We start from the raw sequence: 14,916 nt of genomic DNA, 5'->3' as shown, positions 1-14,916 counted from the left end.
CCTCCTAGCTAGTAATAGAATCGCCAACGGTCTGTTCCTTTTTCACCCTTCGGCCGCTCCCACGCAGCAGCAGCAATACATGCGCCGCAATGCCAAGTCCGCTGATCGGGACTAAAAGTCCAAGCGTACCGGACGGCCAATCATCCGCCCATTGCAGCACGAGATATAAGGTGCCCGTGCTGCACACATGGGCCGTAAGCGATCCCCAAAGCGAGTGCGAACCAGCGCGAACGGCGCCGTACACGATCGCACCCAGCGCAGCAAATACGCCGACCGTAATATTCATAAATACCGCGCCGAACAACACGGCCTGGAGCAGAACCGTCCACAGAACCGAAAGGCGTTGACTGAGCGTATGGAACAGCATTCCTCTGAACAGCCATTCCTCCAGCAAAGACCCGAGCAGCAAGCTGCCGAGTATAAAAATGATCAGGCTTCCGCCGGCGACAAAAGCGACCAAATCCGAGATGAGCGGAAAGGTTGCTTTTATCCACGGAAGACGGGTGAACGAGGCGATAAACAAACCGAGCCAGATGCCCGTGCCTGCCGACAGCAGCAACGATCCGCTGCGCGCGGGAACAAACCCCAAATGCTTCAGCGAGATTTTTTGCAGGCGCAGCAGCGGAAGATAGACGGCAAGCACGATAATATTGGATACAATCAGCACTATGCCGGAATTGTCGGCGATAAAGTCTTTTAGCCCGGAGTCTCCGATCCAGTTGTAAAGCGCCTGATTGACGAGCATCACGATCGCCGCATAAATGACCAAATACAGGACGGTATTGCCCGCTATTCGCAGCCCCTTCACGCCGGCGTCACCCCCTCGGAAGACAGCGGCTCCGAGATCGAAGGGCGATGCTTAAACGCAAGGAAGATGCCAACCGCAATCATAGCGGCCGCTACGGCCATAGCAACGGACATGACGGTAACATCTGTCGTCTCCGGCCCGTAATGCCATAATAAGTACTGGCTGCCCTGACAGGCGACCTGCGCAGCAATCGGCGCCCAGATGGATTTAAACCAGACATACAAGAGCCCAAAAATGACCGCACCGAGAAAACCATATAGCGACAGCGGGATGTCCCCGAAAAAGAACAATGCCCCGTACAACACCCCCTGAATCATAATGGCGATCCATACCGGGAGAACGCGTCTGAACTCATTCATCAGAATGCCTCTGAACAACGTCTCCTTGTAAACATTTCCGAGGATCAAAAAAACCAGAAATACATACCATTCCGCACGGTTCAGGTAGTCAAACAATTCACGGAACTGGTACTTGTCCGATGCAATAACAGGAAGCCGGGAGAAGGCTACCGTAAATAATCCTGCTCCAAGCCCGATCCACAAAGCGATCGCTACCGATTTACCGCCCATCATGCGGAACTTAGCCGCCTTGAACAGATTTTCTTTAAAAATAAACCTCCAGGCCAACAGCATGAGCGGCAGCCCTACCATATCGTTCAAAATAATGACGGTGACCGTGTTCTGTTCAAACCACGCGCTTTTGGGGTACACATAATCGAAAAATAATGTCGTCACGGTAAAAAACCATGCAAAATACAAGCCGATAACAACAGCCACGCGAGCCAGCATCATTCCCCATGCCTTCATGCCGTTAGCCTCCCTTTTGTGCTGCCGACGGCAGATCAGCCGTCAGCGCTTGATCGGCGCGTGCGCCGATGCCTCCGCTGCCAGGGGTTCGCCAGACATAAATGGAACCTCCAATCAGCGCAGCCAGGCAGAGCGCCGTAATGATATACAGCGAAACATCGCCCAGCTTGTCAAACCATTCGTAAAACCCGATGGATTTAAATAGAAAGAGGGTGCCCATGGCCGTATTCTGTACCAGAATAGGCGCCCACAGCGATCCGGTACGCAAATACAGTGCCCCGTAAATCAGGCCGGAGCCGATGCTGATGACCGAAAGCGCTGCGCTCGGCTGGAAGTAAGCGTAAGCCGCGGCTTGCAGCACCAAGGCCACATATACCGGCATTACCCTGCGAAGCTCGCTGAAAATGAGGCCCCTGAACAATATTTCTTCAAATGCCGGGCCGATCAAACCGGCACCCAGAATGACGTACCAGATCGAATCCCCCCTGATCAGATCGTCGACCAGCGCGGGAATGGACGGAAATTGCCGGGCAATATCGTCAATGACGATCAGGCCAATGCTGAACAAGCTTCCGGCAAGCCCCAGGCCGATCATCAGCAAGACGCGCGAGGCGCTCAGCCGCTTGAAGCCCGACGCGCGGAACAGACTTTTTTCCGTATGGGGCCATATCCATCCTTTGATACGAAAGATGAGCATGTACACAAGCGTAATCAGCGTGAACAGAACGACCATAAACATGGACGGATTGCGATCCAGAAACTTGGCGAAGGACAATGTCACTTCGTAATTGTAAGTAGAGCGAAGCAGGTAGAGCAGCGCATAAAAGACCCCGAGATAAAGCGCGATATTCCCTATCATGATCAACACTTTTTTCACAGGAAAGCTCCTTTCTTCTTCTGTCAGTACGTGTTTAAAAATCAGACCTACAGTACTGGATCTACTGCTTCCGATGCGCATTTTTACGAGACACTTCGGATTAAATAACCCCGGGGGCAAAGGGAAGCGAGCTGCCTGTTTGGTCAGCCTTGAATTGCCCCGATTGGTTTTCTTATCAAAAGCGGATATTTTATACAACCTCTATCAAATGTATTCTCCGGGGCAAGGTCAGGACCAGATGCAGCCCTGCTTGTTCGAGCTAAGCCCCCGAGTCGGCCCTGTCAGCCACGGCGCGATATTGCCCAACCACGCTCGACAGCAGCTCCAGATAAGCAGAGGCCCAATCCAGCACGGCCTCCTTGTCGAGGCGCCGGGCATCGTACATCCATACCCCGCCAAGCTGTGGCCCTTCCGCCCCACTGGGTGCGTCAGCGCCATCCATATACAGCACAATGTCGAATCGTTCCAATAGCGCTTCCCGCTCCATGAACCCATGCTGCACTGCTCCTGCAAATAACGGGAATAGAGTAAATCCGGCTTCGGCTTGCGGCTGTTTTCTGATTTGCCGTGCGGCATAAGCTTCTCCCGCACTCACCTGTCTGGCGGCATGCCGCAGCAGCGTATCGAAATCACGCACCTCCGCAAAGTCAATTTCCTTCGGAGCAATCAGCCCGTTGTCCATCAGTGCCGGAAGCACAAGCCGGACCATGCCGGACTCGCCGCGCCAGAAGTACAGATAGACGGCATACGCCGCGGCTTCCACCGTTACCGAGCGGGATGCCGCAAGTTCCGCAAGTCCAGCCGCAACCGCCTGATCGAGTTGGAACAACACGCTGCCAATACGCTCCGCGGCATACCCGCTGCTTGTGCAGTCGTCAGCCAACGGCAGACCGCTCCAACTCCAGCTCGCGAGCTCGCGATTTCTCGATTCCAGATAAGCCGCGGGCGAGGCGATCGTCGGATAAGTGAACAAATCGGTTACGCCGAGAGCGCCGGGATACAGCTCCTCCAGTCGTTGATGGGCCCGCACCAGCAGCAGCGATTCTCCTCCAACATCGAAGAAACGATGATGAATGCCAAAGTCATCCCTTTGCAGAATTTCGCGCCATACGGCAGCAATCGCCAGTTCGATATCGCTGGCCGCTTCGACAAACGGAGTGCTGCTATCCGCCGCTATCTCCGGCTCCGGCAGCGCCTTCCGATCAATTTTTCCGTTAGGAGACAGGGGCATGGCTGACAGTTCGACCACGGCCGGCGGAACCATATAATCCGGCAGGCGCAGCGCTGCAAAATCCCGTAGTTCCTGATGATCCACAGATTCGGAGCAAACGATGTACGCGCATAAATATTCACTTCCGCTTGCGGCGTCCCGCTTCATAACCACCGCTTCCGAGACCGCCAGATGACCGAGCAGCACATGCTCGATTTCCCCATATTCAATGCGCTGGCCCCTTATTTTTACCTGATGATCAATTCGGCCCAAATATTCAATCGTTCCGGCCGATTGCCATTTGGCAAGGTCTCCTGTTCGATACATCAGACTGCCCGCCGCAAACGGGTTATCGACGAATTTTTCTTCCGTCAAATCGGGCCGGCCGATATAACCCCGTGCCAGACCAACCCCGGCTATGCATAATTCCCCGGCTATGCCGACAGGCTGGAGTTTCCCCCCTTCGCTCACGATATAAAGCGCGATATTATTAATTGGCTTGCCAATCGGCACCTGAGCCGGAATATCTCCGTCAGAGCAATCGTAATAGGATACGTCAACCGTCGCCTCGGTCGGGCCGTACAGATTCACAAGCTTGGCATCAAACGGAACTCCGACCCGTTCGCGGAACCGCTGCACCTGATCCGCAGTCAGCGCTTCTCCGCTTGCGAACACGTGGCTCAGGCTCTCCAGCCTGGCCTCGCCGCGCAGCAAACGGGGATGTTCCAGGAACAGGTGCAGCATGGAGGGCACAAAATGCATTGTTGTTACGCCATGCCGCGCGATTGCATCCATCATTAACGCAGGGTCCTTTTCACCGCCCGGAGGCAGCAGGACCAGCTTGGCTCCAGCGAAGCTGCACCAAAACAGCTCCCAAACCGATACGTCAAAGGTAATCGGCGTTTTCTGCAAAATGACTCCGCTTGCGTCCAGTCCGTATTGCTTCTGCATCCAACCGATCCGGTTGACGACAGAATGATGCTCGATCATAACGCCTTTCGGTAATCCGGTCGATCCCGAAGTATACAGCACATAAGCAAGCGAGCGTGAATTGTGCAGCTTCTCCACAGGGAGGCCCTCCCGCTCCTGCGCGAGCGTCTCATGAACATCCATACACGGCAGGAACATCTCCAGCCCTTCCAGGGCTTTGCCTTTCGTCAAAACAAGCGTGGCTCCGGAATTGCCCAGCATGTAGCGAATCCGCTCCGTCGGCAAGCCCGGTGCAACTGGCACATAAGCCCCGCCTGCCTTGAGTACGCCAAAAATTGCAATGATCATCTCCAGGCTGCGATCCATCACGACGGCCACGCGCTCTTCACGTTTGACGCCTTGCTTTCTGAGCGCCTGCGCCAACCGATTCGCCCGTTCGTTTAATTCCGCATACGTCAATGTTCCATCCTCCGCTGCGACCGCAACAGACTGAGGTGTTTCCGCCGTTTGCCTTTCAAGGTAAACCTCGACCGTATCACCGCTTGCATACGGCACGGCTGTGCAATTAAACGCTTCGTTCTGCTTCTGCGCCGCTGCGTCGTCCTGCAGTCCGATCTGTCCGAGCGGCCGCTCCGGCCCGGCCAGTACAAGACCGACAATACGGAGATACCACTCCGTCATTCTGCGTACGCTGTCTTCCTTAAACAACGACGTTGCATATTCGATTGTCAAAACTGTGCCTTTTTCGCCCTGATCGGCAATCTCGAATGTCAAGTCCAGCTTCGCCACGCGATGGTCCGGAACTTGCGCTTCGAATTGCAGGGCGTCCGCCGCAGCTAGTCCAACCTCCATATGCTGCATGACAAACATCGTATCAAACAGCGGATTGCGGCTCAGATCGCGCGGCACATCCAGCATTGTCACCATATGCTCAACCGGGAGCAAGCCATTGTCCAGCGCAGCAATTACAGTTTCTTTAAGCCGCTCGGCGAACGCTCTGAACGGCAGTTCGCCGGATGGGCTGCTGCGAATCGGCAGCGTATTGACAAACATGCCAACCAGAGACTCGGTTGCAGGATGGAAGCGGCCGGCGAGCGGCGTGCCGACAATAAGGTCGTCTTGCCCGGTCATGAGATGCAATAGCGTATGATAGGCGGCAAGCCAGATATGAAATGGCGTAACGTCCCATTCCGCCACCGCCGCTGCAATCCCCTCGACAAGCTCCGCCGGAATCGGCTGAACAAGCTTGGCGCCTGCAAAGCTTTGTTCAAGTGGACGCGGATAATCGGTCGGCAGTTGCAGGACAGGAAGCGTACCGGCTAGCCGAGACGCCCAATATTGCTCTTGCTGCTCTCTCGCTGCCGAAGCCATCCACTCCTGCTGCCAAACGGCGGCATCTTTATAGTGAATAGCCAGCGGCTGCAAGAAGCCGCCGCGATACAGCCGCTCGAAATCACGGGCCAGGACATTCATGGACACGCCATCGGCAACGATATGATGAATGTCCAGCAGCAGCATATGCCGGCCTTCGCCATCTGTCGCCAGAAACGCCCGCATAAGCGGAGCTTGCCGCAGATCGAACGGACGAACGAACGACCGTGCAAAAGTATTCAAATCAGCCGCATCCATGAAGGCATGTACGGCGAGCTCCAGCGAAACCCGCTTATGAATACGCTGCACCGGCTTGCCATCCGCCCAGTCAAAGCTAGTGCGCAGCGGTTCATGGCGGTCAATCAGCCCCTGAATCGCCTCGCGAAGCTTGTCCTGATCAAGCTTGCCCGTCAGGTTCAGAACGAGCGGAAGATTGTAAGCCGTGCTTTCAGGATAAAGCTGCTGCAGCACATACAGCCTGTTCTGTGCCAGTGACAACGGATAAAACGCTCGGTTTGCCGCCCGGTCGATCACCGCGGCTCGCTTGGGTGCCGCATTATCAATCCGGGCCGCCATTTCCTGCAGCAGGGGGGCCTCAAACACATCCTTCATCGCAAATGCCGCTCCATAACGCTGCTCAACCAAGCCTGCGAGCTGCGCAGCGCGTAAGGAATGACCGCCCAATTGGAAGAAATGAGCTTCCCTTCCGATCGCCACAGGTTCGTCCAACTCATTGGCGGCCAAACCCAACACCTCCTGCCACAGCTTGGCCAGCCACAGCTCCGTCGGCGTAACCGCCTCCTCGCCACCCCCACGAGCCGCCAGCTCAGCGAACCGGGGCCGCGGCAGGCGGCTGCGGTCAGCTTTACCGCTCGGACTTAGCGGAAACGCTTCCATCGCGACAAAATGCGAAGGAATCATATACTCCGGAAGCTGTTTCTTGAGTTCAGCCCGAAGGCTTGCTTCCTCCGGCATTTTCCCGTCTGCTGTCACGAGATAGGCGCAAAGCGCCGGCTCCCCCGCATGGTCCACCGCCATTACCACGGCGTCATGAACTCCGGCCTGCAAGAGTAGCGCGTGCTCAATCTCGCCGCATTCGATGCGGAGACCGCGCAGCTTGACCTGATGGTCAAACCTTCCCAAATATTCTATGTTGCCGTCCGGCAGCCATCTTGCCCGATCGCCGGTACGGTACAGCTTCTCTCCGGCGGCAAACGGATTCGGAACAAAGCTTTGCTCCGTTAGGTCCGGCCTGTTGCGATATCCGCGGGCAAGACCGGCCCCAGCGATGCACAGCTCGCCGGACACGCCGATCGGCTGCGGTCTCATCCGCTCGTCCACAATGTAGAGCCGGATGTTATGGATTGGCTTGCCGATCGGAATCGTGCTTGCGGTAGCGTCCAGACAGTCGTAATTGCTGACATCGACGGTCGCTTCCGTCGGTCCATATAGATTAATGAGCCGACATTGACCGCCGCCGCGCTCTATCAGGCTGTAAAAACCTGCGGTATGCGTTGGCTTGAGCGCTTCACCGCTCGCAAATACGTATCGCAAGGAGCATAGCTCGCTGAATCTGCCGCTGTCCGCTACATAGGGCCAAAAGACCCCCAGCATAGATGGCACAAAATGCATAACCGTGATCGCCTGCTCCTTAATCGCGCGCAGCATGGTGGAGGGCTCTTTCTCCCCGCCCGGTTCCAGCAAATAAAGCGAAGCGCCAGCAAAACTCCACCAGAACAGCTCCCATAGGGAAACATCAAATGTTATCGGCGTTTTTTGCAAAATAACGTCGCGCTCATTCAGCGGATAAGCCGTTTGCATCCAGTGCAGCCGATTGATTGCCGCGCGGTGCTCCACCATAACCCCTTTAGGCTTGCCGGTGGAGCCTGACGTATAAATGACATACGCCAAATGCTCGGGACCGGCTTGAGTCCACTGGCCTGTTTCTTCTTCGCCCTTCGGCCGCTCCAATGCGGCCGCCGCCGCAAGCGCGTCCAGATCGAGCGTTTCCCCTTGGAAGGCTGGAAGCGTGTGAATACACTTGGCCCCCGCCAGAAGCAGCCTGGCCTCCCTATCCTCCAAAATGCCGCGGATCCGTTCGGACGGATGCCCCGGGTCAATCGGCAAATAGGCCCCTCCCGCCTTGAGCACCGCCAGGATCGCAATCATCATGGACAACGAGCGCTGAGCGGCGATCGGCACGACCGTTTCAAGCGCAACCCCCTTGCCTCTTAGCACGGCAGCCATACGTTCGGCGCGGTCATTCAACTCCCCGTACGTTAGCGAGCCTTCGGCCGATCGCACCGCCGGGAAGTCCCTCCAGCGCCGGGCCGACTCGGCGAACCATCCGTGCAGCGTCTTCCCCGCCGGGTATGGATGTTCCGTATCATTCCATGCCGCAAGGGCGGCTTCTTCCGCAGGCGTTATTATTGCGACCTCACCACAGATCAGGTCGCAGCTGGCGGCCATTTGCTCCAAAATGTAAAGCAGCCGCGCCGCCAATCGCTCCATCGTGCCTTTATAGAACAATCCCGTATTATACTCCAGCTCTGCCCGCAGACCGCCTTCACCGTCGCTGAAAAAATCCAGCTTGAAATCCAGCTTGGAGGTTCCGTGGCTGACGGGTATGGGCTCCATGCTCCAGCCGTCGCCTTGCGCCGCCAGCTTCTCATCTTCAAACTGGTTGTGAACGATCAGCATTGTATCGAACAAGGGGGTTCGCGACGGGTCATGCGGATGTCCGGCTGCCGCCTCCATCATATGCTCAAAGCTGATATCACCATGCTCGTATGCTGCAAGCAAACGCCCATGAATCTCGCTAATGAACGCCAGGATCGGCAACCCGTCTACTACCCGCAGATGAATCGGCAGAAACTGATTGAACATGCCGATCATCCGGGCTGTATCCGGATGCGTCCGGCCTGCCGCCAAAGAACCGATTGCAAATTCCGACTGATGGGCTGTTCCCTTAAGCAGCAGCGCATACGCTGCAAAAAGCAGACTGTTCATGCTCGCTCCAGCGATTGCAGCCGTCTCTTTTAGCCGTACGGTGAGCGCTTCCGAAATGCGGAAGGTATACGTATCGCCCGCAAACGTCTGACGATCACCACGCGGCCGATCCAGCGGCATATCGAGCGGCGCTGGCAGCTCTGTAAGCTGCTCCGTCCAAAACGCTCGGTCTGCCTTGGCCCGCTCCGAGCCGGACTGTCGCTCCTGCCAAACGGCATAATCCTTGTAATGCAGAGACGGCGGTGCAAGCTCAGCGCCGTCGATCAAAGCGGTCAGCTCCTCGAGCAGCAGCTTGACCGATATGCCGTCCGCCGCGATGTGATGGATGTTGAGCAGCAGATAGGCCTCCGCTCCTTCCGATTCGGGTCGGCAATAGCAAGCGGCGAGCAGCGGCACTGAGGCAAGCTCCAACGGCCGGAAAAACACGCTCATGCATTCCGGAAGCGGCATCTCTGCGAGTTCCGCCGTTTGAAGCATAAAATCGGCCGAATCGTGCACGATCTGGGACGGAATGCCATCGCTCCAATGATAGGAAGTCCGCAGCGGCTCATGCCGTTCGATCAACTTCCGAAGCGCTAACCCGATTCTCGTTTCACTCACCGTGCCCAACAGTTTAAGCGCAAGCGGAATATGGTAGGTAAGTCCGATATCAGCTATGTTTTCCGCCAAAAATATGCGCTGCTGCGGTGGGCTAAGCGGATAGGATACGGCTTTTGGCGCGCTCACAACAGGTTCATAAGCTTCCTTGGCAGCCCTGTCGATCCAGGCCGCCTGCTCTCTGACCGTCGGCAGCTTGAAAATTTCCGGAAGCGGCATGCGCACCCGACAATGCTTGTAGATCGCCGAGGTCAATGCGGCCGCCTTCAGAGAATGGCCGCCAAGCTCAAAGAAATGGTCAAGCGCGCCAATCTGCTGCGTATGAAGTACCTCTTGCCACAATCCTGCAACAGCGATCTCCGTATCTGTGGCGGGCGCTTCATAGGGGACTTCGCGCTCCGGCGCAGGCAGAAGTTTTTTGTCCACCTTGCCGCTCGCGTTCAGCGGCAGTTTCTCCAACTGTACAACCGCAGCGGGAATCATAAATGCCGGCAGCTTGCCTGTCAGTTGGCTCCGTACGCTTGCCAGCCCTTCGGTTTGCACCGCAACGATATAAGCGCATAAATACGGCGCTCCATTATTCTCAATCAGCGTCACAAACGCTTCTTTGATGCCCGTGCATTCCAGCAGCCTGTTCTCGATTTCACCCAATTCAATCCGGTAACCTCGCAGTTTGACCTGACTGTCAATCCGGTCCAGAAACTCCAAATTTCCGTCAGGCAAACGGCGCACCAGATCGCCGGTTCGGTACACGATTTCGCCTTCTCGGAACGGATGCGGCCGAAACTTCGAAGCGGTCTGCTCCGGCAAATTCACATAACCAGATGCAACACCGTCACCCGCAATCCATAGCTCGCCAGGCACCCAATCCGGTTGCAATCGGCCCTGCTTATTTAACACGAGCGTTTCCGAACAAGCGATCGGCGCGCCGATCGGGACGGTGCCCGTTCCTAGTTCGGCCCATGTTTCTGTGATCGGATAGCAGGTAGCAAACACCGTCGTTTCCGTAGGGCCATAGACATGCAACAGTACACCCGGTCCAAGCGTGTGAAGCGCTTTGCGAATATGCGGCACGGAAGCCCGCTCTCCGCCAAATAAAATATGGCGCAGGCCGCGGAGCGACTCCAGCCCGTGATCGACCAGCGTATTGAACAGCGCCGTCGTCACAAAGAATACGGTGATGCCTTTATCCTCGATCAATTCGGCCAGTCGTATGACATCAGCAACCTCTTCCTCGCCAACCAGCAACAGTCTCGCACCGTTCAATAGCGCTCCGTACAAATCGAACGTTGATCCGTCAAACGCATAGTTGGAAAGCTGCAACAGCGCATCGTTTTTCGAAATGCTTACATAATCGGTATCAACGGCAATTCGGGATATATTGCGATGCGTGGTCATAATCCCCTTTGGCTTGCCCGTCGAGCCGGAGGTATACATGATATAAGCGAGATCGTCCGCCGAGCCGTCGATGTCCAGATCATGGCCGGACTCGCCGGGCCAACTCGTATCGAGCCCATCCATATTAAAGACATTTATGCGGTCTCCGGCAAGTCGGGCAGCTATCTCCGCCGTTTCAGCCGCAGCCATGATCATTCGCGCCTCTGTATCCTGAAGCATAAACAGAATCCGCTCTTCAGGATATTGCGGGTCGATCGGCACATACACAGCTCCCGCTTTCAGCACAGCTAATATCGCCGTAATCATATCGGGCGAGCGCAAGAGCAGCAACGCCACCTTCACCCCATGCGTTACGCCGCTCCGTACAAGCTTATGAGCAAGCCGATTAGCGCGTTCGTTCAGCTCGCTATAGGTATACGCCTGCTCCCCCATTTCAACGGCAATTTGCTGAGGTGTCTCTATCGCTTGCCGTTCGAACAGCCTGTGCAGTGACAGTTCCTGCGGCGGCATGGCGAATGAACGGCCAAGCCGAAGCAGTCGCTCCCGCTCCCGGGCGTTGACGGGATCAAGCTCGCCAAGCGCCGCATGCGGCTGTGCGGCGACGGCCCGGGCCAGCGCTGCATAATGCCGGGTCAATTGTGCAGCGGCCCGCTCATCGTACAAATCGAGCGCGTATTCCAGCGTAAATGCGATACTAACACCGTCATCCGCGCATTCCCAAGTCAGGTCGAACTTGGCCGAGCCGCTATTTATCGCTTGGGGCGTATAAACGACGTCCTTGCTCCGCCATTCGGGCAGCTCCATATTTTGCAGTGTAAACACCGAATCGAACAGCGGATTTCGCCCATATTCCCGCTTCACATTCGCCAGCTCGGCAATCTCTTCATAAGGCACATCCCCGTTGCCAACCGCCGCCAGCACCTCTCCATTAACCTGCTTCAGCCATTGGTCGAAGCGTAAATCACTTTGACCGCGCAGGCGGATTGGAACCATGTTGACGAACATCCCGACTACACTTTGCAGCTCCGGCCGCACCCTTCTTGCAGCTGCCGTGCCAACAACGAGGTCGGATTCGCCTGTATATTTTGCAAGCAGAACATAATAAATCGAGAGCAGCACGGTGTATAAGGTCACCCCATCCCGTCTAGCCATCGCCCGCAGCGATTCAGCAAGCTCCGGCTCCAGCTCGAAGCGCTCAATTGCCCCGCGATAGCTTGGCGTCTGCGGCCTTGGGCGGGTGGACGGAAGCGTCGGAGACGGCACGCCAGCCCGAAAGAGTTCGCGCCAATAAAGCTTTTGACGCTCCAGCCAGCCGTCGCTGCGGCCCGCTTCCTCCCACAGCGCGATATCCCCGGCATGAATGGACAACGGCTCCAGCCCGTCCCCCTCATAAAACTTCGTAAGCTCGAACATCAAAATGCCCATCGACGTTCCGTCCGTAATGATATGATGCATATCCAGCAGCAGCACACTTGACTCGCGCTCCAGGTGCACAAGCTCCATACGCAGCAATGGCGCTTGCTCCAGACGAAACGGCTGCAGGAAGCTGCGTTGCCGCAGCTCCAGATCAGATGCCGTCCAGCCGCTTCCGTCAATGACGGCAAGCGGCGGCTCGACCGTCTGTTCGATGCGCTGCAGCACATCGCCTTCTTCCATATAAAAAGACGTACGCAGCGCCGGATGACGCTCTATCAGCGCCTGCCACGCAATGCGGAATCGTTCGGTATCAAGCGGACCCTTCACCCGGACTGCAAACGGCAAATGGTAATTGAGCAGCCCCGGATTCAGCTCTTCTAAAATGAACAGCCGCTTTTGTGCTGAGGTCGCCGGATAAACCGTTTGCTCCTCCGCTTTAGCTGCCAGCGGCGCAGCAGCGGCGGTGGTTCCTTCTTCTTCCTGGGCCTTTTGCTCCAGCAAAACGGCCAGCGAACTCACCGTATCATGCAAAAACAATTCGGTAAGCGTCAGCTCAACGCCAAACGCCTCCTGCAGCCTGGCCGAGGCATAGGCCGCCTTGAGCGAATTGCCGCCTTGCTCGAGAAAACCATCCTTCCGGCTTATCTCATCCTTTTTCAACACCTCGCGCCAGATGGACATGATCCGTTGCTCCGCCTCCGTGGCCGGCCCCAAGCCGTCATCCCCACGTAAAGCATCGCCATCTTCCGCATGACGCTGCTTACACGGGGCCACCGCTTCCAGCTCCGCCAGCTCGGCAAGCAATTCGGCAAACTTACCTTCGCGCAGCGCTTCCGCCAATACATAACGTTGAATTTTGCCGGAGGTCGTTTTCGGAATTCTCCGAACGGGGACAACAAAAGCAACGTCCAGGCCGGCCGATCCGTTAAGCAGCTTTTTCACCTCAGCTATCAGCGGCATAAATCCGCTGATCTTGCCGCGATGCTGAATAAAAACTGCGATGGCATCCCGTTTGGTCGTTGCATCCTGAACGGCAGCGATTGCCGCTTTCCCGAGTTCAGCCCCCTTCAGACCGCTGATCAACGCCTCCAGGTCATGTGGATACACATTTTGCCCGTTGACGAAAATGACGTCTTTCAGGCGGCCGGTCACATATAAACGCCCTTCCAACAAGAAACCCAAATCTCCCGTATTCAGCCAGCCATCCGGGGTAATCGTTTGCTTGTTGGCCTCGCTCCGCTTGTAGTAGCCGCTTGTAACGTTGCGGCCACTAATATGAATCAAACCTACGCTGCCTGCTGAAGATGGATTCCCCGCTTCATCGCAAATGCGCACCTTGCACTCCTGCACGGGAAAACCCAGCTCGACGATCTCGATCGCAGCCGAATCCCCGTACTCAGCCATTCGCACAGGTTGTCCGATCGCGAGCGATTGGCGCTCAAGCTGAACGGTATTCAGGCGATCCTCCGTTCCCGGAAACGTCACAGCCAGACTCGCTTCCGCAAGCCCGTATACTGGAAAAATACAATTTTCCCTTAACCCGTACGGCTTCATCGCTTCCAGAAAATCGCGGCAATAGACGGCTGATATCGGTTCTGCCCCGTTAAAAATCAACCTGACACAAGACAAATCCCATGCCGCCGCTGCTTCCGGCTTCCAATGCTGCAGAAAATGCACATAACCGAAATTTGGCGAAGAGAGGCATGTTACCCGATGCTTATGCGCAAGTTCCAGCCATTTCATCGGATGAAGCACAAATGTCGAGGTCGGCAAGTGCAATTGATTCATGCCGCAAAACAGCGGCGCAAGATGAAAGCCGATAAGCCCCATATCATGCGTCAGCGGCAGCCAGCTTAGCGACGAATCCCGGTCCGTCGATTGCGCTCCATGGATAATGGCGCGCATATTTGACAGAAGATTGCCATGCGTCAGCACGACCCCCTTCGGGTCTCCCGTAGAGCCCGAGGTAAACTGAATGAATGCGATGTCCGTCTCGCCAGCGTCATAGTTCTCGGCCTCGGGTCGGTCTACATCCACAGCCGCTGCAAGCACTTCCGCCATCGGCATGCTGCTGGAGCCAAGCTGGGCCAGCGTCTCCGCCTCCCCGTGTTTCAAAGCATAGCCTTGAATTCCCGGCAAAAGCTCTTCATCGCAGAGCCATCTCGGCGCTTCCAACTGCTTGCATATCTGAATCAGCTTTTTGCGACCTTCGTCCGTACGCGCCGCCGTCACTGGTACAGGGATAATGCCGCCGAGCACGCAAGCCCAAAATAGAAGGATAAACCGCTCGTTATCTTCTGTCTGCATAACGGCAAAGTCGCCTGGCTCCAAGCCCCGCTCGCGCAGCACGTGGAGCACCCTTCCAGCTGATATCAGTAATTGGCCGTACGACAAATAGCGCTCATGACCGCTTTCGCAAAATAAAATCCCCGCATTATTTTCCTTGCGCGCCAGCAATACGCCGGACAAATTACGAATGGTTTTCATCGTCGGC

General features: G+C 56.1%; 4 protein-coding genes. All 4 read right to left on the bottom strand.

The features are described 5' to 3' along the window. Nucleotides 1-4 precede the first annotated feature (4 nt). The 4 genes from DMN77_RS11310 to DMN77_RS11295 all read right to left on the bottom strand — a co-directional run bounded on the left by DMN77_RS11310 (nucleotide 5) and on the right by DMN77_RS11295 (nucleotide 14,909). Nucleotides 5-808 (bottom strand): CPBP family glutamic-type intramembrane protease, encoded by an 804-nt coding sequence (locus tag DMN77_RS11310; RefSeq protein WP_179015013.1) that lies wholly within the window; start codon nucleotides 806-808, stop codon nucleotides 5-7. Beyond that, complete coding sequence (locus tag DMN77_RS11305) at nucleotides 805-1,614, bottom strand: CPBP family intramembrane glutamic endopeptidase (RefSeq protein ID WP_179015011.1); 810 nt, start codon at nucleotides 1,612-1,614, stop codon at nucleotides 805-807. Before DMN77_RS11305 ends, DMN77_RS11310 begins: the two co-directional genes overlap by 4 nt. 4 nt (nucleotides 1,615-1,618) lie before the next feature. Then, nucleotides 1,619-2,491, bottom strand: coding sequence for a CPBP family intramembrane glutamic endopeptidase (locus DMN77_RS11300; RefSeq protein WP_179015007.1), 873 nt, complete (start codon nucleotides 2,489-2,491; stop codon nucleotides 1,619-1,621). A 259-nt stretch (nucleotides 2,492-2,750) separates the two neighbouring features. Next, on the bottom strand, nucleotides 2,751-14,909 hold the full coding sequence (locus DMN77_RS11295) for a non-ribosomal peptide synthetase (RefSeq protein WP_179015006.1): 12,159 nt from the start codon (nucleotides 14,907-14,909) through the stop codon (nucleotides 2,751-2,753). Nucleotides 14,910-14,916 lie beyond the last annotated feature (7 nt).

Origin of the sequence: Paenibacillus sp. 79R4 (assembly GCF_013393165.1) — a bacterium.
Taxonomy (GTDB): Bacteria; Bacillota; Bacilli; order Paenibacillales; family Paenibacillaceae; genus Fontibacillus.
The sequence above is the reverse complement of the archived record's forward strand: the minus strand, read 5'-3'. Positions and strand labels throughout refer to the sequence as shown.

Coding starts and splice junctions, on each gene's coding strand:
- DMN77_RS11305 (WP_179015011.1), bottom strand. CDS start 1,614: ATGAAGGCATGGGGAATGATGCTGGCTCGCGTGGCTGTTGTTATCGGC.
- DMN77_RS11295 (WP_179015006.1), bottom strand. CDS start 14,909: ATGAAAACCATTCGTAATTTGTCCGGCGTATTGCTGGCGCGCAAGGAA.